Raw genomic sequence first — 22281 nt, 5'->3', positions numbered from 1 at the left:
GTCAGAGTCATGTCATGACAGAGCGTCCCTTCCGTTTCGGCATCGTCGGCGTACCGGCTGACCTGCCGTCTATGACATCGCTCGCTCGCCGTGTCGAGGGCCTCGGCTACGACACTCTGGTGTCGCCCGACCCACAGGGTGAACTCGACCCGATGACCACGCTGGCCGCTGCCGCGGCCGTCACCACCACCCTGCACGTCGGCACCTTCGTCGCGGTGGAACGGTTCCGTGAGCGCCGGATGCTCGCGTGGCAGGCGCGCTCGCTGACTTCCCTGACCAATGGGCGGTTCGAACTCGGACTCGGCACGGGGCGTCCTGACGCCGCGACACGCAGCGCCGAGATGGGCCGAGAATTCGGCTCCGCCGGGGCACGGGTCGAGCGCCTGGGCAGGACGCTTGCCTATCTACGTCAGCAGCCTGGACGACCGAAGCTGTTGGCCGCTGCGTCCGGGCCCAGGATGCTCACTCTCGCGGCGCGGGAAGCCGACACCGTCACCATGGCATGGGGGCCTCGCACGTCCGAAGGAGAGGCAAGGGTTTTCATAGACCGGTTCCGCGAGGCCGCTGGCGCCCGGATGAGTGAGATCGAGCTCGCGGCGAACCTGCTGGCGGTCGGCGATGACCCGGCGCCCTGGCTGGAGCGGTTTACGGGCGTAGGAGTGGCCGAGCTCGTCGCCGGTGGGGCTGTGACGGTCCTGCCCGGGCCGGCCCGGCAGGGCGCGGACACGTTGCTGCGTTGGCGGGACGAGCTCGGGATCTCCTACATCACCATCAACGCCGGCTACGTCGACTCCTTCGCGCCGGTGGTCGAGTTGCTCAAGAACCCTTAGCTCGAGGGGCGCGCCGGTTCAGCGCGCCGACTCGATCGCCGCCCACCGGCGTTGGTCGACGCTGTCGACGGCGAGCTCGGCGGACACCTCGCATGCGAGGCCACCGAGTGACGCCCGACGGCTTCCGCCCGGTGATGTGGGCACCTCAGTCCGAAAGTGAAACGGTGGGACGCGCAGCGAAGTCCGCAGAGCCGCCCTACTGCCGATAGGACGGTGCGGACTGCCAATCGGCACGGGTCAGGGCGTACTCGACAAGGTCGTGCTCGGCTCCGTCGACATCGTCCAGACGCTGGAAACTCTGGACGAGGGTCAGACCGGCCTTTTCCATGACGCGCCGGGAGCCGTGGTTGACCGCCATCGCTTCTGCGAAGACCCGCTCCACACCGAGCTCGGTGAAGCCCTTGCGGATCAGCGCGACCGAGCCCTCGGTTGCGTACCCCTGGCCCCACGCTGACCTGCGCAGGCGGTACCCGAGCTCGATCTCGCCCTCGCGGGGCTCGGGCCGACGGGGCCGGAAGAGGAACCAGCCGAGGAAGCCTCCGGTGGCCCTGTGTTCGGCCACCCAGTATCCGAAGCCCTCGAACCGCTGGTAGTAGCCGAGGAGCATGGGCAGGATCCGGTCACGGATCTCCGCGCGGGCCGTTGGCCGTTCACCGGTGATGTAACGCATGACCTCGGGGTCGCCGTGGAGTTCGGCCAGGTCGCCCTCGTCGGCCTCGGTGAAGCGCCGCAACCTCAGACGGGGGGTCTCCAGGAAGATCGACATTCTCCGATCGTCCCAGGAGGGTCGATCAGAGCAACAAGGCCGGAGCTGATCGAACGCGCGCTGGCCTCCGGAGTCCCGGTTGAGGTGGTCAGGACGAGGCGGGCGTGGTGGCTCAGCGGAGATGACGATCCGGCGGGAAACTCCCGTATACGCCCCGTGGCGTAGCCGGAGATACGTTCAGGTGGCGATGCCCCGGCTCGCCCCGGAACGCAAGGCTGGAACGTGTGGGTGAACGCTCGGCTCCACCGCGCACCCCGCACACCGCACCTCGCGCACGATTCCGGCCCTGGAAAGGATTGACGAGCCATGATGATCACCCGTCGGCGTGTGCTGATGGTCGCGGGCGGCCTCGCGGCGGCGGCCGCCGCACCCGCGACCGCCCGGGCCGACTCTGGGAGCATCGAAGCATGGATCGCCGCGAACGCGGCCGGTCTCGACACCGTCGACCCGCATGCTCCGCTGGTCGACCTGCGGGTGTTGAAGAGCAACGTCGACGGAGTACGTCTCGTCGGGCTCGGTGAACCGGCCCACAACCTCGCGGAGATCACCACCCTGAAGCACCGCGTGCTGCGGCTGCTGGTCGAGCAGCTCGGCTTCCGTACCGTGATCTGGGAGGACGACTGGTCCCTCGGCCTGCTGATCGATGACTACCTATGCACCGGTGAGGGCGACCTCGACGCCCTGGTGCAGGAAATGAGCTACGGCGCCTGGCGAAACCGCGAGGTGGTCGAGGTGTTGACCTGGCTACGCGGCTACAACCTCACCCACCCGCACAACCGGGTGCACTTCGTGGGTGCCGAGCATTACGGCACCCGGGCGTTCGTCTACGACCGGCTCTCCCGGTACATCGCCGAGATCGCACCTGAGTTACACGCCGAAGCCGCGGGCCTGATCCAGGCATTGCGGCCCGATCCGGCGAAGCCGATCGGTGAGCACGCCTGGTGGTTCTTCGAGGAGGCAGGCCAAGAGGTGCAGCAAACCTATCTGCGCCGAGCCGCACGGCTCAGGGCTCTGGTGAACCGAATCCACCGGCCCGCGGGTGACCGCGACTACTCGCTCGCCTACCAGACGGCACGGCAGATCGAGGCGTTCTACACCCACTACAGCCTCGATGAGACCGAGATCCCGTCTTACCGGGACGCCGGATCGGCCCAGACGATTCGCTGGTGGCTCGCACACTCCGGCACTCGGACTGCCTACTGGGCCGCCGCGCCGCACACGTCTCGCGCGGCCGAGGTGCAGCTCACGGCGCCGGCAGGTACGACGGCCTACGCCCCGGTCGGGTCACACCTCGCCCGATGGTACGGCGATCGCTATCGGGTGATCGGATTCGCGTTCGACCACGGAACCTATCCGACCAACGACGGGGCCATCACGCTGCCCGAACCGCTGCCTGAGTGGTACGAACGACGGTTCCATGACCTCACCCATGAGCAATCCGCCCTCGACCTGCGGCGCCGGGGCGCACCCGGCCCGGTCCGGGACTGGCTGTCGGCACCGTTCCGAACCCGCGGCTACCCAGAGGCCGGCGAAGCCTCGTCCGCGACCGGGGGCACGCTGGCGGAGTGGTACGACGTGGTCATCCACCGCCACGTCGTGACGCCGGTCGACCCCTATCCCTAGAAGATGGACATGCCGGGAGCCACGCCGCGCGCGAGGATGACCATGGAGTGCTACGTGGAGCGCCCGCCGTTGCCGGGACTGGCGGGTGTCGTGCGGACAGTCTGGATCCAGCGCACCGGTGAGGCGGTGTACGTGCAACGGCACCTGCCCACGGGCGGCGTCGAGATCCACTTTCCGATCGGTGGTCCTCCCCAGCTGGTTGGCCCGCTGACCCGTCCGGCGATCGAGGTCATTCCGGCGCACACCACCATCGTGGGTGTGCGGTTCCATCCGGGGACCGCGCCGCCCCTTCCGACGGTGCTCGACGACCTGGTGGATCAGCGCCTGGGCTTGGCGGAGCTGTGGCGAGGTTCGGTGGACCGCCTCGTGGAGGCGGTCGCCCGGGCCGGGACGCCCGAGCGGGCGCTCATGTTTGTGCAGGCCCACCTCCTGCAGGAGTTTCGACGTACGGTCCGCGTGGATCCGCTGGTGGGCGAAGCCGTGAAGGCACTGATGCCCTGGCACCCGGTCAACATCGACACCCTGGCCACCCACCTGGCACTCTCCGCGAGCCAGCTGCGCCGACGCTGCCTGCACGCGGTGGGGGTGAGCCCCAAGGTCCTCCAGCGGACGTTGCGATTTCAGGGATTTCTGGCGCTGGCCCAGGCCGGCGCCACAGCCACGGGTCGGCGTGGTGCCGACGGCATGGCAGGACTCGCGATCGACGTGGGGTACGCCGACCAAGCACACCTCAGCCGAGAATGCCTCCGGCTGACTGGCCTCACCCCGAGCGCGCTCCTCGGCGGCGACCTCGACCGGTGCGCCTGTGGCCATGACCACTCCGCCTCCTTCCAGCCCTTCCTTGCCAACCGGAGCAGGCCGCTCCTACGAGTCTGAGCCTGCGCGATTCGTTCAAGACCCGTCGGCTGGCAGCTCATAGCGTGAAGCTCATGCCCGACCTGGCCGAGTTCGCCAATTCGCTCGACGGCGAGTTGTTCAGCCCTGACTCGTCGGGCTACGAAGCGATCCGCGGCCCGGTCAACGTCGTCTACCGGGAGGTGCGTCCCCGGCACGTCGTCCTGTGCCGCTCGGTCTCGGACGTCACCCGCGCGATGGCGTACGCGACAGCCACCGGGGACCGCATCGCCACTCGTGGCGGGGGACACTGCTTCGCGGGCCGATCGTCGACCGACGGGATCGTGCTCGACCTGTCCGGCTTCCATGGCATCTCCGTGGCAGCTGACCGAATCGCCACGATCGGAGCCGGCGCCCGCCTGGAACAGGTGTACGCGGCGCTCCACGCCCACGGCCGAACCCTGCCAGCCGGGTGCGGTCCCACCGTCGGCATCACCGGCCTCACCCTCGGCGGCGGGATCGGGCTGCTCGGGCGTAAGCACGGGCTGACCTGCGATCGCCTCGTCGGCGCACAGGTCGTGCTCCCGGACGGCAGCGTCGTGGAGTGCGACGACGACCACGAACCAGACTTGTTCTGGGGTCTGCGCGGCGCGGGGGGCGGCCAGTTCGGTGTGGTCACGGCGCTGCGGTTCGACACTGTCCCCGAGCCGATGACCACCCGGATCGAGGCGCACTGGTCGGGCATCGCTCTCGAGGAACTTGTCTTGGCCTGGCAAGCCTGGGCACCGGACGCCCCGGACGACCTCACCGTCGACCTCAGCCTTGTGTCCGAGCCCGGCGGACCTGGGCAGGCCAAGCTGTTCGGCGCCTCCACCCTCGAGGAGGGGTCGACCCGGGAACTGCTGCAGGAGTTCATCGACCTGGCGGGCGTGGCCCCCGAGATCGAGTTGCACGCCGGCTTGCCCTACCACTGCCTGAAGAGCACGTTTGCCGAACGGGAGGACGGACCCGAACGCGCCCTGCGGATGAGGTCGGAGTTCTTCTCCCACTCGATGGCCAACGGCACGCTCGCATCGCTCCTGACCCAGCTCGACGGCCGAACGTCCAAGGGTCGACGGGAGATCGCCTTCACCGCGATGGGCGGGGCCTACAACAGGGTCGCCGAGGACGCCACCGCTTTCGCCCATCGCGGCGAACGCTTCCTGGTTGCGCACATCGCCGGGGCGGCCGATCCCTGGGTCGACCGTTCATGGGCGACCGCCCATACGGACGGGTCGGGGCGTGTCTACCCCAACTTCCCCGACCCGGCGCTGGACGACTGGGCCGCGGCGTACCACGCAGGCAACTACGCCCGGCTGAGAGCGGTCAAGAACGCCTACGACCCGCACCGGTTCTTCGACTTCCCCCAAGCCATCTGAAGGAGAGATATGAGCAAGGTCATCTGTGCCCTCTCAGTGTCGGTCGACGGATACATCACCGGTCGCGATCCGGGCGTCGGCCGCGGGCTCGGCGACGGGACGATGCTGTTCGACTGGTACTTCGACGGCGACACGCCCAGCAAGATTTTCGACGGGTTCCGGCTGAGCGAACTCAGCGCTCCCTTCTTCGACGCCCAGGCCGGGCGGGTTGGTGCCAGCCTCGCCGGTCGCAACACCTACGACGACTCCGGATGGTCCGCAGGGGGCACCCCGCACCCGACCGCCCCGTTGGTGGTGCTCAGTCATCGCCCGGCGCCGCAGGTCAACGAGCGGCAGACCTTCGTCACGACCGGCATCGAGGACGCGATCGAGACGGCACGCGAGGCCGCCGGGGACAAGGACGTCGCCCTGATGGGCGGGGGCGTTCTGACGTCCGCGTTGGAAGCGGGGCTCGTCGACGAGGTGATCCTCCACCAGGTGCCGATCCTGCTCGGCGGAGGCAGACCGTTCTTCCAGGAGCTCCCGGAGCACGTGCACCTCCGGCTGCTGGAGGCCGTCCCGGCGCCCGGCGTGACCCACCTGCACTACGAGGTGGTCCGATGATCCTCGTCACCGGGGGCCTCGGCATGATCGGCGCCCACACCGCCCGCGCGCTCCTCGACCTCGGACAGGAGGTCGTCGTCACCTCCCACCGCCGATCGGAGGTCCCGTCGTTCCTGGCCGGCAAGGTCACCGTGGAGCGTCTCGACGTCACCGACCGGGACGCGTTCCTCGCCCTGGGCGGCCGTCACGACATCAGCGACATCGTCCACCTCGCCGGCAGCATCCCCGGCGAGGACCCGGTCGACTTCTTCCGTACGGACACGGCCGGTCTGTTCAACGCGCTGGGCGCCGCCCGCAGTTGGGGCGTCCGCAGGTTCGCCGCCGCCTCCAGTATCGGCGTGTACATCGGCCGGACCGAGATCCCCTGGCACGAGGAACTCGCGCTGCCCGCCGCGGACCTGCCGCACCTGATCGTCGCCTTCAAGAAGGCCGTCGAGCCGCTCACCACCCATGCCCTGCACGGCAGCGGCGTCCAGCCGGTCCTGCTGCGGATCGGGAGCATCTGGGGACCGCTGATGGACCCCGAATCACCGTTCAACCCCATCCCGCCGTACATCAGTGCCGTGCTCCGCGGTGAGACGCCGCCGCCGCTGTACGCCGACGACGGCGGCGACAACTGCTACGCCCCCGACGCCGGGCGCGCGATTGCGCTGCTGACGACCGCGGAAACCCTGCGGCACGACACGTACAACGTCTCCAACGGCCGACCGTCCACCCACCGCGAGCTCGTGGCCGCCCTGGAGGCGATCACCCCTCGCCTGCAGCTCGACCTGCTGCCCGGGCGGCAGCACGGACCCGGCGACAACCCGTACCTCGACATCACCCGGCTCACCGGCGACACCGGCTTCGCGCCGGCCTTCGACGTCGCCGCGGCGGTCGCCGACTACGTCGCGTGGCGCGCCGACAACCCCCGCTGAAGCCGACAACGCCAGCTGAAGGAGCACTGACCCATGCTCGACCCCGACGTACGCCGCGTCCTCGACGGCACCTCGATCGCACACCTGGCCACCGTCCTTCCGGACGGCTCGCCCCATACCGTTCCCGTCTACGTCGGCGCCCACGGCGACCGTGTCGTCTTCTTCACCGGCCCGGGCATGCGCAAAGCACGCAACCTGCGCCGCGATCCCCGGATCGCGTTGTCCATCGCGCCCGTCGACAACCCGTTCACGCCCGTCGTCATCCGAGGGCGGGTCGTCGAATGGATCGAAGGCGATGCGGCGTGGAAGATCATCGACCAGCTGGCCACGAAGTACACCGGTGAGCCCTACCCCCGAGGACAGGAACGCGTCGTGCTTGTGATCGAACCCGAACGACAGACCATCGGCATCGGCTGAGCTGCCCGAGCCCATCGCAAGGAGCGCGTGCCCGCCGCCGACCCCCAGCTGAAGCGCGCACCTGGAACCAACATCGGGCGCCGGCGTGCGCATGAGGCAGGGTGGTGGGCCAGGGACGGGATCGAACTGCCGACCTTCCGCTTCTCAGGCTGGCTCGTCCGAGGTGGAGCGTACGCCGGCGTCCTGCAGTGAGTACCGGTGAAGTGTGACTCCCGGTGGAGCGAGGCTGTTGAGGTCGCCCACGGTGAGAACCTGGTGAGCGCTAAGCCATTCCTGACCTGGCTTGTGCAGCACCCAGCCGCCTCCAAGAGTGACCGCCGCATGCGTGTTGTTGCCGTCGGCGTCACGCCATACCAGCACGGTGCCTGGCAGGTCGTCGCTGCCTCCCACGGCGCAGTTGGCGGCTAGCCACGCTTCGAAGGGCTCGTCGTCGGCGTCGTGGACACCTGCTGCCGCCATGACGGTGGCGAAACAGAACGTAGCGCTTCCTCGGGCGAAGGAACTTCCTCTGCTCCCTCTGGCGAAGGTTCCGCTGAGTTCTCGGGCACGGGGAAGTATGGACGAGGCCGCCTGCCAGATCTCCTCCGGTACCGACCTGCGCTGACATGGCAGCTGCCACTCACTGGCAACGCGCTGGAGGACGTCATCGAGATGAGGCTCCACCAGGGCCGGCCACCAGACGAACCGATGCCCGTCAGCCTGCTCGCGCAGCACGCGTGCATCGAGGATGTCCGTCCAATCGCTGACGGAGGGCACTGCACCTCGCCCATGTCTGGCCTGCGTTCGGACGAGCCTGGCACGCACATCGCGCGGCTGAGCACGGAACGCGCCCTCGTCAAACCACACGGTCTCCAGATCCTTGGCGAGATTCCACACCTCGTAGGTGTCGCGAAGCTCGGGCGACAGGTCATGTGCGAAACCTTCAGATGTGAGCCCGAGTTCGGCCGCTTCGGCGGCGGTCAAGAAGAACGGCTGGCGGGTGGGCGCCAGCCAGGCAGCCCAGCGTCGCACGAGTGATGTTTCGACCTCTATCCCCAACACGTCCACCGCCGCATGGTACGAGCCGGGCGGCCACAAAGGCGACACGTTTGAACGGAAGTCGCTGATACCACCGTGCCCGCCCCTGACCTGCCCCCGGACGGCCGTCACCAGCCATCAACAACCCACACCTGCCAGGACCAGTCCACGGTGTGGGTGATCTGAACCGGCCTGGCTGCAGCCGTGCTCTCCTGCATCGGGACTCCTTTCTCCAAGAACTCGTTGACCGCGCGTGCCCGGTTGAGAAGTCGGTCATGGTGTCGCGCGAGGACGCGTTCGATGGCCGCGTCGTCGGCGTGGATCGCTTCCCGGATCTCGTCGATGGGGAGATCGATCGAACGCATGCCGATACTCATCAGGTCGTCGTTACCCATGCCCACCATGGTGAGGTCTCAGGTTGGCTGAGAGTCAACAGGCTGCGGTACACGACCGAGCCACCAGCAATCCGCTCGTTGTACGCGTTGATCAGTCTGGTCCCGCGAGCCGCGCGCGAAGGCTCGTCGCCAGAGCCGGAGCTCGCGTGATCTACGACGAGTAGAAGCGACCCTCTCGCTGACGCCCTACTCCCAGACCCGGGAGTACTTCTCGAAGTTCTCGGTGTCACTGTGTTGAGGAATGACGCAGAGGAGGTGACCCCCCGGAGCCCGGAGGATTCGACAGTCGAGCCACCGGTTGATCTCGACTGCCCCAAGGCCAACGAGCCGCGCCGTTTCTGCCTCTACATCATCAGTTTCAATGTCCAGGTGGTAGCGAGCTTGATCATCGACCGCCTGAACTGCCATCACGAGCCCGGGGAACGACTCAGGGAGCGAGATGAACTGCTCTTCACCTGGGACTGGTCGTGCCGGGACTCCCAGTGCGGCCGACCAGAATGTAGTGGCGGCGGGCACTTCATCACTCGGCACATCGATCAGGAGGGTTGAGAATCGGCTGCGATGCACTCGCAGAACGCTAACAGTCCCCGCTTCCATCGACCACGCGGATCAGGACATCGAGTCCGAGGCGGACCGTTCGCAGTCTTCCAAGCGCGTGATCATGAGCCTCCTACGCGGCCCTCGGTGGCTCACACCGGGACTGGACAGCCGTGGACTCACACGGACGATCCGACCGCTCCGACTCAGCGCGGCAGACGTTTTCGGACTTGGGCATCTGGCGCGTCCTACGACCAGCCATCTGGGAGATGAACGGTCTTGGTGGGTGAGTCCGGGTCGGTTACCCCTTGATGCCGGAGTTGGCGACGCCTTCGATGATGTAGCGCTGCAGGACGACGTACAGGATCAACACTGGGATGGACGCGATGGTCGCGCCGGCCATCACGACTGGGTAGTTCGTCGACTCCGCACCTTGCAGGGTCGCAAGCCCTGGCGCCAGGGTGAGGCGTTCCGGTGAGAACAGCACGAAGATCGGCCAGATGAAGTCGTTCCAGTTGCTGAGGAATGCCAGCACAGTCAGGGTTACCAATGCCGGCTTGGACAACGGCAGGATGATCCGGGTGAAGATGATCCACTGGTTCGCGCCGTCGATCAGCGCTGTCTCCTCCAGCTCACGAGGAATGGACAGGAAGAACTGCCGCAGGAAGAACACGCTGAACGCCCCGGCCGCACCGGGGACAACCAGCGCCCAGATGGTGTCGGTCCACCGGAGGGTGTCGACCAACAGGTAGTTCGGCATCAGGAACACGAAACCGGGCAGGAACAGCGTCGCGATCAGTACGGCGAACAGCAGGTTCTTGCCCCGGAACTGCATCCTCGCCAGTGCGTACGCCGCGAACGACGACACCACGAGCACCAGGACGCAGTGCAGGGTGGCGGCGATGAACGAGTTGAGTGTCCACAGCAGCACCGGATTCTCGCTGTCGAGGAACACGAACCGGTACGCCTGCAATGTCAGCTCATCCGGGATGAACGTGACCGGGATGGTCCGGGCATCGGCCTCGGTCCGGAACGAGGTCAGATACATCCACAGGATCGGCACGACGAAGACCAACGCCAGGATCACGATCGCGACCCAGAACAACGGCCCGTTGCGATCCCTGCGGTACGCCCTGCGGCGTCGCGTCCTGCCGATCGCCGACCGCGAGTCCGGTGTCGTCGCCTCCGACGTCTCATGGATGGCCGTCACGGTTTCCGCTCCCTCTGCAACAGGAAGTTGGCGATCGCGATCAGGGCGAGGAAGAACGCCAGCACGTACGACATCGCCGACGCGGTGCCCATCTGGAACCGTCGCAGGCCTTCCTCGGTCATCACCATCAACGCCGTCCTGGTGCTGTCACCGGGACCGCCGCCCGTGACCAGGTAGGACTGGCCGAACATGTTCGCACTGGCCAGGATCGTGATCGTGACCACGAACACGAAGATATTGCGCAGGCCGGGAATGGTGATGTGGCGGAACTTCCCCCAGGCTCCTGCGCCGTCGAGTTCGGCGGCTTCGTAATGCTCGTCAGGGAGCGACTGCAGTCCGGCCAGGTAGATCACGCAGTTGAAGCCGAGGGTCCACCAGACCGTCATCCCCACCAAGGCAACCCAGGCGGCCGGCTGCTCCTGCGTCCAGCCGACCGGTGGCACCCCGAACAGGCCGAGAAAGGCGTTGATCAACCCGAACTGGGTGTCGAGCAGGTAGTTCCACAGCAGGCCGACGATGGCGATCCCCAACACGAACGGAGCGAAGATGATCGCCCGGAAGACGTTGCGTGCGGGAAATTTACGGTTCAGGATCAACGCGACGACCAACGGGCAGATCACCAGGAACGGGACGCTGATCACGGTGAAGATCGCGGTTGCCCGCATCCCGTTCCAGAAGCTCTCGAAGGTCAACGACCCCGGACTGAACAGGTCTGTGTAGTTCTTCAGCCCGACGAACGGCTTCTGCGGAAGCATGTAGTCCCAGCTGTGCAGACTGATCCACACGCCGAAGAACGCCGGCCCGATGACGAACGTAACCAGCAAGATCACGAACGGCAGGATGAACAGATACGGCGTCACCGGATGGTGGTAGCGGACCTTCCTGGGCGCTGATTGGCCACGCGCGCCCGGACCTACCCCTGTCACCGACCCGGGCGTGGTGGCGGTGCTCATCCGTACTTCTCCATGTTCTGCTGGAGAATTCTGTTGCCCTTCTCCTGCGCCTCACCCAATGCGGTCGCGGTGTCCTTCTGACCGAGCATCGCCGAGCTGACCGCCGGTGCCCAGTCCACCAGGCAGTCGGTGATACCAGGAATCGGCGGAGTGAAGTTGATGTAGTCCAGCTGCTTGGCGAACTCGACCACCGGACCCTTCTCGTCGAACTTGGGATCGTCGCGGACGTCGTTGCGAGCCGGAACCTGGCCGGCATCGGCCCAGTCGAGAGAGTGCTTGGACAGCCAGTTCAGGAACACCCGGCCCGCCTTCGACCGGTTCTCGTCTGCACCGCCCCGGTTGTCCGGCAACACCATCTGATGCGAGCCGGACCAGACCGCCTCGGTGCCGCCGATGTTCGGCACGATCGCGGCACCCCACTCCAGCTCCTTGACGTCATTCAGCGGCGTGACCATCCACGAGCCGTTGAACATGAACAACGACTTGTTGTTCTGGAACGACACCACGTCACCGTCGGCGGCCGCCTTCGGCGGGCTGTAACCCTCCTTGATCAACATCTTCAGCCACTCGACGGCTTTGACTCCGGCCTCCGACCCGAACTCGACCGCTGAGCCGTCCTTGGCCACCATCTGGCCGCCGAACTGGTACAGCAGGGTCTGGCAGAGGAGCCCGGGGGCACTCAGCGCGGACACCCACATGCCCTGCACACCCTTGGACTTCGCCGCGTCCAGCGCGGAGAGGTACTCCTCCTCGTTGGTGGGCGGCGTCTCCGGATCGAGCCCGACCTGCTCCATCGTCTTCTTGTTGTAGTAGAGCCCGGCGCAGTGGATGTCCAGCGGAACGCTCCAGTGCTGACCGTCGTACTGGCCGGCCTGCCAGGCGATCGGCACGTAGTCACCCTCGCCGAGCCCGAGCGCGTCATTGACGTCGTCAAGTGGCTGGATCACCCGCCGGGCGGCATTCGTCGGCACCCGGTCGATGTGCATGATCGCGATGTCCGGACCCTTGCCCTGGCTGACCGCCGCCGGCAACTTCTCGTAGTACTGCTCCCACGCGATCGCCTGCTGTTTGATGGTGATCTTGGGGAACTCTTTGGAGAACCTGGCGGTGAGGTCCTTCATGATCGGGCCGTCACCACCGGTCAGGCCGTGCCAGAAGGCAAGCTCAACTGCCGGGCCGTCGTAGCCCTCGGCGCCACCGTCGCCCTTCGGTGCGGTCTGTCCCGGACGGCCCGAGGATCCCGGACTACATGCAGCGACCAGTCCGACTCCGGCCGCGACCGCACCGCCGAGCAGAGCCCGCCGACCGAGCTGCGACGCCGCCGCACGTCCAGTCCGATCGGGGTCTGGAGCGACAGAGAATGGACGGTTCATGGACTTCCTCCTCGAAGTCATACCCGTTCGGTTGCAGGCCCCGCCCCCGGTGACGCCGTAGCAGTCCGACATGACCGACGGCACTTTTGCATCCTTGTAAAGATTGCGCAAGGGTCCTGCCCACATCCTGTTTCCACCGTTGTAACCGGGAGGGCGACGGACCCTGGTTTCGCAGTGATGGACGCATGAGGCCGCCGAGTTCGGGGGTGGCCTGCGGGAACGCGTGTGGGGCCGGCGATCGGGCGTGTGTCCAACCGTGGAGCGCGCAGCGTTGGGTTGCGTCTGCCCAGCTCAGGCGGGGTCAAGATCTTCTTGGTCCGCCAGTTCGACTGAGTCGTCTGTAAGTTTGTGACGGCTGGCCTGGGGCTGGCTGGCAGGGTGAGCGCCGGCCACTCGGCGCCCGTTGTGACTCCTGAATCGTCTGACCCCTCGCGGGTGTCATGGCCGGGATCTGTCCAGTGGGTGCCGACGCCGACCTGGCCCACCACGATGGCTTGGTCAGGAGCATGTCCGCCGAGCAGTTGCCGTCCTGCGGCGTGGCTCGATACAGGCGTGCCTCGTAGTGACTTCTCGCCCTGGGCCGAGTCCAGCAGGTGCCCGTATGACCGCTGACCCTCTATGCCGCCGATGCGAGGTGCATGTGCAGGCGGATCGTGGTCGTTACTGCGCCTCGGTCGATCTGCACCAGGTGGCAGATCTTGTTGACCAGAACGAGGCCGCGTCCGCTGTCAGCGTCAGTTGGTACGGGGTGCCGTCCGACAAGTGGGTCGGAGATGTGACCCGCGTCCCTGACCTCACACACAACTTCGTCGTGCTCGTGCCAAACGCGGAGGATGCCGGGACCGTCGGTGTGGGCGACAGTGTTGGTGGCGACTTCGTTCACCGCCAGCCTGAGGTCTGTGACCAGATCAGGCCGCAGGTGGGCCCGTCGGGCCACTGCAGCCACGAGGTGTCGGACGCTGTCAAGCGCACCGTCGGAGAAGACAAGTGTCTCGGGTGCAGAAGCTGGCTCCGGCAACGACTTGAGGCATTCACGTGCCAGCGTAGTCGGGTCCGCGTAAAGGCAGCTATCCCATCGTGTTCCGCCCTCGGAGCGTAAGGTCGGGTGGCTACGCATCGCATCCCGGATTGCCCTCGAATCCAGGCCGTCCAGGTCGTAGGGGCAGATAATTTCGACGGGTCGATGCGCGAACGCGATATTGATCAGTGCCTCATGCTGAACGGCCGTCACGTACTCGTCGTCGGTGCGGCCGGGCCAGATCGGCTCGCCGACGATGGCCACGCGCTGGCCGGTGTGTTCGTCGGCAAATGCATACAGGACCTCTGCGATGATCCGAGTCGGGTTTCTGCCCGCCTTGTCCATGTCGACGAATCGCACCCGGGGCCACTTCGGTCCCAGCTCGGAGCGCAGCAGGTCGATCTTGCGTGGTGCCACCGCGACCAGTACCGCGGAGCCCGAACTCAGGCCATGTCGAATGAATCGCATGGCGCCTGCCAAGAAGCCAGGTGTGGAATGGTAGAACATTGCATCATGGAGAAACGGTTTCGTTTGGCCATTCAGACTGTTCATGACGAAACCACCCGGATGTTCTTGGGCACTCCGAACATCAAGTCGAGGACTCGCCGAAGTTCGTCCGGCGGATCGTGCAACACCAGCCCGTCGTCTGGCCCCAGGTGTGAAGCCAAGCGCGCGATCTCCGTCGCACCGGCAACGTCGATGAATGTCACGTCGCCGAGGTGGAGGTGTACGTCGCCCTTGACTTGACCCAACGAAGCCAGGCAGCGGCGTAGCTCTTCTAAGGCCGACCGGTCGATGTCCCCCGCCAGGTACAACCCGTCCCGAGACGGCACAATTTGCGGTGCTTTCCCCCGCGTCGGCGGAGTCTCCACATGGCCGAGTATGCGCGCATGCGAAACCGACCACAACCGTGGGGCGGAGCCCCACACGCGACGTGACAGCGAATAGTTACGGTTTGACTACGACTTTCGCGGGGGACTTTCGAGCCGTACAACAAAGGATCCGGGGTCGGCGCAACGGCGCGTTGACCCCGGTTCGTCTAGTCGAGCCCCACTTCGGTCGCTGACCGGCGCCGACCACACCCCAAGACCTTGGGAGCATCGATGGGTATCGTTGCGTTTCTGATCCTCGGCCTGCTCTGCGGCATCATCGCGAAGTTCCTGTTACCAGGCCGCGATCCTGGCGGCCTTCTCGTCACACTCGTGATCGGTGTCATCGGCGCCCTCGTCGGGGGTTTCCTGGCCACCGCCTTGTTGAAGTCCGACCCGATGGACGGGTTCTGGGATGCGTCATCGTGGCTGACCGCGATCGCCGGGTCGGTCCTGGTCCTGCTGGTCTGGCGCGCGGTCCGCGGCCGCCGCGGCCGTCGCTGAGAACGGACGGCTCCGTTGCACACGGCCGCCGAGGCCGAGGACGCCACCAGGCGCGCCGCACGTAGCTCTCCGGTGCGGCTGCTGGGTCGCATCGGAATCATCGCCTATGGGCTCGTCCATCTGCTGATCGCCTTCCTGGCGGTGAAAGTCGCCACGGGCGAGGCCGGCAGCGGCGCCAAGACCGACAAGTCAGGTGCCCTGCAGGCGCTGGCGTCCCAGCCCGGCGGTCCCTTCATCCTCTGGGCCGTCGTGGTCGGTCTGAGCTCGCTGGCTCTCTGGCAGGTCGCCGAGGCCGTCTGGGGCTACCGCGGCACCAGGTCCAGGACGACGCGGATCCGCAAGCGCCTGACAAGCGTCGGCGAAGCGGTGGTGTTCGGCGTCCTTGCCTACACCGCCGGGAAGGTCGCCACGAGCGGCCACAGCTCTTCTGGCGTCGACACGACCGTGACCGCTCAGGTCCTCGCACTTCCGTACGGTCCGCTGCTGGTCGGGACTGTGGGCGCGGCCGTGGTCGTCATCGCGGTCTTCCTTGTCCACCGAGGACTGACGCGGCGCTTCACCGATGACCTCGACCTGTCCGGCACCGGACCCGTTGCCCGCAAGGCTGCCGTCCGGCTCGGACAGATCGGCTACCCGGCTCTCGGCGTCGCGTACGGCACACTCGGCGGCCTGGTCATCGTCGCAGCCGTTACCCACGATCCCGCCAAGCCCCTCGGTCTTGATGCCGCTCTGCAGACGCTGGCCGGCCAGCCGTACGGACGGGTGCTGCTCGGACTGGTGGCGGCGGGCCTGGCCTGCTTCGGCACCTACTGCCTCTACGACGCCCGCTATCGTCGCGACTGACAGCGAACCTGCCTCGGGTCGCAACGTAGGGTGGCGGCGGGCCCAGGGCGGGCCGCGGGGGCGCCGGCAGTCGGTGGGATGGGAATGAGCCGCAACGGCCCGATTGGTCCGAGCCACCCTCAGGACGGCGTCAGCGGAAACGGTCAACCGGATACGGCTGGAGCTGGCTTTGGCCGCCACTTCGGCGACCTGCTGGTGGAGCTGGATGCTTCTCCTCCTTTCGAGCTCATGGATGTTCTCTTCCATCGTCTCCGCGACACCACGGGTGCCAGCGCAGGCGTCCTGCTTCTCGCCGACTACGCGGAAACCACCCTGGAACCCGTTCCTGGGCAGTGGGGTCCGCTGGCAGCCGAGGTCCATCAGGTGGATGGGCCGACCGCGGGCAAGGCATTCCGGACCCAACGACCCGTGAGCGTCGACGATGGGTCGGGAACGTTGGTGTTCGTCCCGGTCTCCGTACGGCGGGAACGCCTCGGAGTCCTTGCGGTGAGACTCGATCGTGAACAGACGGACTGCTGGAGTGAGCTGCGGCTGATGGCCCAACTGCTTGGCTATGTCATAGCCGAAGCGCGCCGCTACACGGATCGATTCGAGCGGGTACGCCGGCGTCGGGACCTCCAACTCCCTGCCGAGATCCAGTGGGAGTTGCTTCCTGTACTGGCCTATCAGGATCGAACTCTGTCCATCGCCGGCAACCTCGAGCCTGCCTATGAGATCGGCGGGGACAGCTTCGACTACGCAGTCGACAGGGGTATCGTCACCACCACCGTCAACGACGCGATGGGCCACGGGCTTCGTGCGGCACTGATGGCGAGCCTCACGGTGTCGACCCAGCGCAACGTCCGCCGGTGCAACGGCGGGATTCGGCAACAGGCCGAAGCGGCCTCAGATCGCCTGGTGGAGCAGTTTGGCGAGGACGCCTTCGTCACCAGCCTCATGGTGCACCTGAACACGGCCACCGGCGAGGCGTCTGCCATCAACGCCGGACATCCGGCAGCTCTCATCCTGCGGAAGGGGGAGGTGGTGCCCCTCGCCCTTCCGCCAGACCCACCGCTTGGAGTCGAGCCTGGTTACGACTACACCCTTCATCGAGTGGACATTCAGCCCGATGACAGGTTGCTCCTGCTCAGCGACGGCATCCTTGATGGAAGAGCGGGGGACAGCTCTGATCATTTCGGCAGCTCGCGAGTCGCCTCCGTCCTCACCGACTCCCGGGCGCACGCCCCGACCGAACTCGTGCGGCAGATCACCTCACGCGTGATGGACTACTGCGACGGCAAGCTGCAGGACGACGCCACCGCCGTGTGCCTGGACTGGTTCGGGTGAACTGTGGGGGCTGTCTCCAGAGCGCAGTTGCCCGGTCACGCTTGGGGGCCATGGCGGCCTGTACCGGACATCTGGGTCGTTGTCGTCCGTCTCCGGGAAGGTGACTCGGTAGCAATCGGGGACGGAAAAGTGGTGAAGTCCATGGCGGACACAGAGTGGTGGGCCGAGATAGACCTTCCCGCTACGGTGCATTCGCCCGGGGCTGCCCGACGCCTTGTCGAGGAACTCCTGCTCGCCTGGGGGCGGCCCTATCTTGACGATGCGGTGGAAGTTGCGCGCCTGGTCGTTTCCGAACTCGTCACCAACTCAGTTCGGCATGCGAGTGACGGAGGGGTCCTGCATCTCCTCGTCCGCGCGGATCAGAGTGGCGGCGTCTACCTGGCAATCTCCGACGGATCTGCAGTTGCTCCGGCCATGAGGGACTTGACGAGTGATTCCGAGGGTGGCCGGGGCCTGCATATCGTGGACAAGCTCGCCGCTCGGTGGGGGGTCACGACAGATACTGCCGGCGGAAAGTCCATCTGGGTTCAGCTCAGCTGACGGCCATCTGGCACCAAAGGCGTCTGTGGGGTTTCACCGCACGTGCCCACCCGATGCAGTAGCGGCGGCATCCACAAGGAGCGCTGTCATGGTTCGGATGTGGGTGTCGGTGAGGGACTCGGACTGGGTGTGGGTGTGGGAGTGGCCGTGGGCGTCTCTGTCGGCCTCGGAGTGGTTGGGCGCGTGCTTGGCGTCGGCTGTGGAGACGGTCTCGGCGGAGGGGAGGACGGAGTGGGGGTCGGCTTCGGACCGTTCGTCGACGCGCGAGGAGTGGGCGACACCTCCTTGCCAGCCAACAGCATGTGTACCGCGCTTTCCACTCGTGACCTGGTCCCGGCTTGCGGGCGGGTGCTCAGGACCGTTGGCTGGTTGGCAACCGACGATGACGACGTTCCCTCGCTGGTCAGGTGTGGCCGGAAGCCGGCCAGCTCCAGCGCGCGGCGAGCGTCCGCTACGGAGTATCCGGTCACGTCTGGTACAGACGACCACCCACTGGCGACGGTGAGCTCGACCTTGGTGCCGGCCAGCACGGTGGCGCCGCCCACCGGCGTGGTATCCAGCACCGTTCGTGCCCTGTCGGATGCGTCCCGTTCGGTGGTCGCGCCGAGCCGTAGCCCAGCTCGGTCCAAGGCGATGCTGGCCTGGTCGAGGGAGAGACCCGCCAGCTGCGGCATTGTCACCTCTGCGGCGTCGGAGGACACCACCAGCCGGACCGTATCCCTCCGCGCGACCAGTGCACCGGCCGGCGGTTCGGAACGAATCACCCGCCCTGACCGCACAGCATCGCTCTCCACAACACGGTGCTCGCCGGTACGCAACCCCCTGGCACGTAGGCGGTGTTCGGCCTCCGCGACCGTCAGACCCGCAAGATCCGGAACGACGACTGAGGCGAGTTCGCCACTCCCGTCCGGCGCCTGTCGATCCAGCGTGGACCACCAGAGTGACCACCCTGAGAGCAGACACAACACCAGGGCGGCGCCTGTCATGGCGAGCACGAGCCGGCCTGGCTGACGCGCGGGAGGGTCCTGGGTGTCTGGTAGCAGGTCGGCGGCGAGGGGCCGCGAGTGGTCGTCGACAGGCAGGTCGTGAGCGGCGGCGATGATCGCCGCTCGCATCGCCGCAGCGTCCGGAAAGCGGTCGGCGGGATCCTTGGCGAGTGCCCGTAGGACCGGTGGGTCGAGGGAGCGCGGAACGTCCGGATTGATCGCCGAGGGAGATGGCGGCTCCTGGTGGACGTGGGCCCACACGGTGGCGTGCGCCGACTCGCCGGTGAACGGCGACGTTCCGGTGAGCAGTGCGAAGAGCAGGCATCCGACCGAGTACAGATCGCTACGCGCGTCGATCTCGGCACCACGTGCCTGTTCGGGAGAGATGCTGGAAGGCGTACCGAGTACCACCTGGCTGTCGTCAGCTCGTGAACCGGCACCTGTCGTCGAACTGACCGCGGCGGCGATACCGAAGTCGGTCACCTTCACCTGACCAGACACCGTGATCATGACGTTCCCGGGACTGACGTCGCGGTGGACGATCCCGCTGGCATGGCTGTGCCCGAGCGCGTCCAGGACGTGCGCGGTTACTGTCAAGGCTTCTCGGGGGGTCATCGGCCCGCTCGTCTCGAGGATCTCCCGGACCGTTTGACCGTTGACGAGTTCCAACGCCATCCACGGCACATCCTGGTCGATGATTTCCGGATCGCAGACGTCGTAGACAGCCACGATGCCTGGATGGTTCAGCGACGCGGCTATCCACGCCTCACGTACGAACGCCGAAGCGATCTCCGCGTCGGCAGCGAGGTGTGGGTGAAGCATCTTGACCGCGACGCGACGGCCGAGTCGCAGGTCGTCGGCGAGGTGGACGACAGCGCAACCGCCGGTCCCCAGCTGGTCGCGAACGACGTATCGTTCGCCCACCACGAGATCGTCACGAGACGCCGCCTGAACAGCATCCACCCGCCCCTCCCCTTTCGTTGACCCACCGTCCGCCGCCATCCGTTGACGGCACGATCAGCGCGACCGCTCACCCTCGGCCCCTCCGCGCCCGGAGTCCATACCCAGGCTCCACAGCAGACCCACGCACATGACCGGCACCGGCCGCCCGGCGGTTCGCAGGTCCCAGGGCCGAGCCGTGCGACCGCCGGATTGTGCCATGTTTTGTGGGGTATTCCGGTGAATGCCCGGGTAACGTGCGCGCATGATGCGTCTTGTGCGTGGGCTGGTTGCCGGCTGGTTGCTTCTGTTGGCGTTTTCGCAGGTCGTCGGGTTGGCGTTGGTCTGGTGGATCTTTATCCGTACGCCCCGTGGCCAGGTGCTTGATGCCAGTGTGTTGCGGGCCAGCACCATTGGTCGGAGCCAGGTCGAGGATCTGGTCAACCTGATACTCAACGCAGTGACGGTCGTTTCGCTGGTGGTGGCGACGGTGGCTATCGGCTTTGTTGCGGTTGCTCGTCGTCGCTATCGTCTCGCGGTTGTTGCCACATTGCTGGTCGTCGGTGCCAATGTCACCAGCCAGGTGTTGAAGCGTTTCTTGATCGAGCGCCCGGATTTCGATATCGCAGGGACCAACATCGGTGCACCGAACAGTATGCCGAGTGGTCATGTGACGGTGGCGGCTGCAATTACCGTTGCGGCTGTGCTGGTGTTGCCGTCGCGGCTGAGCAGTCCGACTGCGGTGGTCGGCGCGGCGTACACGGCGCTGACGGGTATCGCCACGTTGTCGGCTGGCTGGCACAGGCCCAGTGACGCGCTGGCTTCTCTGCTCATCGTGGGGTCGTGGGCGGCCGGGGGTGGCTATCTGCTGGTTGTTGCTCAGAGAAACCAACCGGTCAGCGAACCTGCCGATTCTCATCACCGAACGGTCGCCATCCTGGCTCTGGTGGGTGGCAGTCTGCTTGCTGTTGCGGTGCTCGCCACCGGCCTCACCGACCAGGGTGAATTGACACCGCCGGTCGACCTCGATACCAGCCGACTGCTCGGTGCCTATGTCGCCGGTGCCACCGGCGTCACCGGTGCCACGTTCCTGGTGATGGCCGTGGTCCTGTCCACCGTGCATCGGGTGGTCCCCAAGCTCGATCAACCGAGGCTGATCGACACCATCGCCGAGCACACACCACTCCAGGTGAAGTCCTCGACCTGAGTGACGCCGCACCGCCTCGCGGCCCAGCATGGCTGGGCCTGACAGCCCGACCGTGGAGGCGGTCAGTTGTCGCGGACATCAGTCCCTCTGGGGTAACGTTTCCCAGCGCAGAGATCGGCCCGTCTGCGGCGTCGGCCTCCTCGCAGGCGTCGCCTGGGTGGTCACCTCCGACTCGAACGCCAAGCCCAGGTGCCGGGACCTGGATCGCGAGCCAGGCCGCTGCGGAAGGCATCGCGAAGTATCAGGTCAAGACCCATCGCAGACCAAGATCGGCGGTGAGGGAGGGGGCCGTATGACGGCACTCGTCGGCCGCGTGGCTCTCGGGGTTGCCGGCTTCTCGTTCGCTCCGCGTGACCGGTCGGCTGACCTCGCCACGATCCGATCCGGCATCGATGCGGGCACTGCGATCCTCGACACCGCACGTGCGTACGCCCACGTCGATGCGACCTTGTACGGCGAAGAGCTGGCCGCTGAGGCCGCCAGAGGTACGAGCGTCATGGTCGGGACGAAGGGAGGACATTCGCGAATCGGCGCGACCTCCTGGGATGCGGACATCAGCGAACGTCGGATCCGATCTGACGTCGAGACAAGCCTGCGCGTGTTCGGCGGCGAATACCTCGACCTCTATTACCTGCACAGAGTCGATCTCGCCGAACAACCCGTAGAGGAAGGCGTCTCAGCTCTCGCATCGCTTCGCGACGAGGGAAAGGTGGCCCGAATCGGACTGTCGAACGTCAGCATCGGCGCGCTCGAGCGGGCTACTGCAGTCGCTCGCATCGACGCCGTACAGAATCACCACAGTTCGATGGGGCGTGAGTCAGCTGACGTGCTTGCTTGGTGCGAAGCCAACGACGTTCCGTTCTTCGCATACTCACCCGTGCGGTCCTCGGCCGCGGCCCAGGCACCACGCCTCGCGGGCATGGCGAACGCGCGTGGTGTCTCACTCCAACGCCTGCAACTACGCGCTCTTCTGGCATCGTCGCCCGTGCTGTCAGTGGTCTCGGGCGCTACCCGACCCGAAACCGTTCTCGACTCGCTGGCAGCAGAGTCAGAGCCATGGGACGAAGACCTCGAGGCCGCCTACACAGCGGACCTCGCACTCGCGGTTGCGCGCGCACCTCGTGAGGGCTGAGCCCGCACCGCGACCGCCCGGCCG

Annotated in this window: 23 protein-coding genes; 13 read left to right on the top strand and 10 right to left on the bottom strand. The window is 66.5% G+C overall.

The features are described from left to right. The first annotated feature begins 14 nt into the window (after nucleotides 1-14). Nucleotides 15-830, top strand: a complete 816-nt coding sequence (locus ABNF93_RS01385; RefSeq protein WP_349325630.1) for an LLM class flavin-dependent oxidoreductase — start codon at nucleotides 15-17, stop codon at nucleotides 828-830. Between the two features lie 196 nt (nucleotides 831-1026). Here ABNF93_RS01385 and ABNF93_RS01380 read toward each other — a convergent pair whose 3' ends face one another. Then, nucleotides 1027-1596 (bottom strand): GNAT family N-acetyltransferase, encoded by a 570-nt coding sequence (locus ABNF93_RS01380; protein ID WP_349325629.1) that lies wholly within the window; start codon nucleotides 1594-1596, stop codon nucleotides 1027-1029. 306 nt (nucleotides 1597-1902) lie between these two features. Here ABNF93_RS01380 and ABNF93_RS01375 point away from each other — a divergent pair, with 306 nt between their 5' ends. Genes ABNF93_RS01375 through ABNF93_RS01350 form a run of 6 tightly spaced genes read left to right on the top strand, consistent with a single transcriptional unit; the run spans nucleotide 1903 to nucleotide 7408 of the window. Continuing rightward, a complete protein-coding gene (locus ABNF93_RS01375; protein ID WP_349325628.1) occupies nucleotides 1903-3219 on the top strand; it encodes an erythromycin esterase family protein in 1317 nt (438 codons plus the stop codon). A gap of 42 nt (nucleotides 3220-3261) precedes the next feature. After that, nucleotides 3262-4095: a helix-turn-helix domain-containing protein gene (locus tag ABNF93_RS01370; RefSeq protein ID WP_349325627.1), complete on the top strand. Its 834-nt coding sequence runs from the start codon at nucleotides 3262-3264 to the stop codon at nucleotides 4093-4095. Between the two features lie 53 nt (nucleotides 4096-4148). Further along, nucleotides 4149-5471, top strand: a complete 1323-nt coding sequence (locus ABNF93_RS01365; RefSeq protein ID WP_349325626.1) for an FAD-binding oxidoreductase — start codon at nucleotides 4149-4151, stop codon at nucleotides 5469-5471. A 9-nt stretch (nucleotides 5472-5480) separates the two neighbouring features. Then, nucleotides 5481-6074 (top strand): dihydrofolate reductase family protein, encoded by a 594-nt coding sequence (locus ABNF93_RS01360; RefSeq protein ID WP_349325625.1) that lies wholly within the window; start codon nucleotides 5481-5483, stop codon nucleotides 6072-6074. Then, a complete protein-coding gene (locus tag ABNF93_RS01355; RefSeq protein ID WP_349325624.1) occupies nucleotides 6071-6991 on the top strand; it encodes an NAD-dependent epimerase/dehydratase family protein in 921 nt (306 codons plus the stop codon). The genes ABNF93_RS01360 and ABNF93_RS01355 overlap by 4 nt, the downstream gene beginning before the upstream one ends. A gap of 33 nt (nucleotides 6992-7024) precedes the next feature. After that, complete coding sequence (locus ABNF93_RS01350; RefSeq protein ID WP_349325623.1) at nucleotides 7025-7408, top strand: PPOX class F420-dependent oxidoreductase; 384 nt, start codon at nucleotides 7025-7027, stop codon at nucleotides 7406-7408. Between the two features lie 144 nt (nucleotides 7409-7552). On the opposite strand, the gene ABNF93_RS01345 is transcribed toward ABNF93_RS01350, so the two are convergent. The 8 genes from ABNF93_RS01345 to ABNF93_RS01310 all read right to left on the bottom strand — a co-directional run bounded on the left by ABNF93_RS01345 (nucleotide 7553) and on the right by ABNF93_RS01310 (nucleotide 14744). Beyond that, on the bottom strand, nucleotides 7553-8455 hold the full coding sequence (locus ABNF93_RS01345; protein WP_349325622.1) for a hypothetical protein: 903 nt from the start codon (nucleotides 8453-8455) through the stop codon (nucleotides 7553-7555). A 98-nt stretch (nucleotides 8456-8553) separates the two neighbouring features. After that, complete coding sequence (locus ABNF93_RS01340) at nucleotides 8554-8820, bottom strand: hypothetical protein (RefSeq protein ID WP_349325621.1); 267 nt, start codon at nucleotides 8818-8820, stop codon at nucleotides 8554-8556. A 186-nt stretch (nucleotides 8821-9006) separates the two neighbouring features. Continuing rightward, nucleotides 9007-9417 (bottom strand): VOC family protein, encoded by a 411-nt coding sequence (locus ABNF93_RS01335; RefSeq protein ID WP_349325620.1) that lies wholly within the window; start codon nucleotides 9415-9417, stop codon nucleotides 9007-9009. 241 nt (nucleotides 9418-9658) lie between these two features. Then, the gene (locus ABNF93_RS01330; protein ID WP_349325619.1) at nucleotides 9659-10567 is read right to left on the bottom strand and encodes a carbohydrate ABC transporter permease; all 909 of its coding nucleotides are present in this window, start codon (nucleotides 10565-10567) and stop codon (nucleotides 9659-9661) included. Further along, entirely contained in the window at nucleotides 10564-11520 is a 957-nt protein-coding gene (locus ABNF93_RS01325; RefSeq protein ID WP_349325618.1) for a carbohydrate ABC transporter permease, read from the bottom strand. The genes ABNF93_RS01330 and ABNF93_RS01325 overlap by 4 nt, the downstream gene beginning before the upstream one ends. After that, nucleotides 11517-12893: an ABC transporter substrate-binding protein gene (locus tag ABNF93_RS01320; RefSeq protein WP_349325617.1), complete on the bottom strand. Its 1377-nt coding sequence runs from the start codon at nucleotides 12891-12893 to the stop codon at nucleotides 11517-11519. The genes ABNF93_RS01325 and ABNF93_RS01320 overlap by 4 nt, the downstream gene beginning before the upstream one ends. Nucleotides 12894-13509: 616 nt before the next feature. Continuing rightward, on the bottom strand, nucleotides 13510-14463 hold the full coding sequence (locus ABNF93_RS01315; protein ID WP_349325616.1) for an anti-sigma factor RsbA family regulatory protein: 954 nt from the start codon (nucleotides 14461-14463) through the stop codon (nucleotides 13510-13512). Continuing rightward, a complete protein-coding gene (locus ABNF93_RS01310; protein WP_349325615.1) occupies nucleotides 14460-14744 on the bottom strand; it encodes an STAS domain-containing protein in 285 nt (94 codons plus the stop codon). The genes ABNF93_RS01315 and ABNF93_RS01310 overlap by 4 nt, the downstream gene beginning before the upstream one ends. 270 nt (nucleotides 14745-15014) lie before the next feature. On the opposite strand from ABNF93_RS01310, the gene ABNF93_RS01305 reads away from it, so the two are divergent. The 4 genes from ABNF93_RS01305 to ABNF93_RS01290 all read left to right on the top strand — a co-directional run bounded on the left by ABNF93_RS01305 (nucleotide 15015) and on the right by ABNF93_RS01290 (nucleotide 17993). Next, on the top strand, nucleotides 15015-15284 hold the full coding sequence (locus tag ABNF93_RS01305) for a GlsB/YeaQ/YmgE family stress response membrane protein (RefSeq protein WP_349325614.1): 270 nt from the start codon (nucleotides 15015-15017) through the stop codon (nucleotides 15282-15284). 15 nt (nucleotides 15285-15299) lie between these two features. Then, on the top strand, nucleotides 15300-16127 hold the full coding sequence (locus ABNF93_RS01300) for a DUF1206 domain-containing protein (protein WP_349325613.1): 828 nt from the start codon (nucleotides 15300-15302) through the stop codon (nucleotides 16125-16127). Nucleotides 16128-16355: 228 nt separating this feature from the next. Then, the gene (locus ABNF93_RS01295; protein WP_349325612.1) at nucleotides 16356-17453 is read left to right on the top strand and encodes a PP2C family protein-serine/threonine phosphatase; all 1098 of its coding nucleotides are present in this window, start codon (nucleotides 16356-16358) and stop codon (nucleotides 17451-17453) included. A 141-nt stretch (nucleotides 17454-17594) separates the two neighbouring features. Next, complete coding sequence (locus tag ABNF93_RS01290) at nucleotides 17595-17993, top strand: ATP-binding protein (RefSeq protein WP_349325611.1); 399 nt, start codon at nucleotides 17595-17597, stop codon at nucleotides 17991-17993. A gap of 86 nt (nucleotides 17994-18079) precedes the next feature. Here the strand turns inward: ABNF93_RS01290 and ABNF93_RS01285 are convergent, their stop codons facing one another. Beyond that, the gene (locus ABNF93_RS01285) at nucleotides 18080-19942 is read right to left on the bottom strand and encodes a protein kinase domain-containing protein (protein ID WP_349325610.1); all 1863 of its coding nucleotides are present in this window, start codon (nucleotides 19940-19942) and stop codon (nucleotides 18080-18082) included. A 241-nt stretch (nucleotides 19943-20183) separates the two neighbouring features. Here ABNF93_RS01285 and ABNF93_RS01280 point away from each other — a divergent pair, with 241 nt between their 5' ends. Both ABNF93_RS01280 and ABNF93_RS01275 read left to right on the top strand, forming a co-directional pair. Continuing rightward, the gene (locus ABNF93_RS01280) at nucleotides 20184-21125 is read left to right on the top strand and encodes a phosphatase PAP2 family protein (RefSeq protein WP_349325609.1); all 942 of its coding nucleotides are present in this window, start codon (nucleotides 20184-20186) and stop codon (nucleotides 21123-21125) included. A 292-nt stretch (nucleotides 21126-21417) separates the two neighbouring features. Next, entirely contained in the window at nucleotides 21418-22257 is an 840-nt protein-coding gene (locus ABNF93_RS01275) for an aldo/keto reductase (protein ID WP_349325608.1), read from the top strand. Nucleotides 22258-22281 lie beyond the last annotated feature (24 nt).

The organism is Actinopolymorpha sp. B9G3, assembly GCF_040120725.1.
Classification (GTDB): domain Bacteria; phylum Actinomycetota; class Actinomycetes; order Propionibacteriales; family Actinopolymorphaceae; genus Thermasporomyces.
The sequence above is the reverse complement of the archived record's forward strand: the minus strand, read 5'-3'. Positions and strand labels throughout refer to the sequence as shown.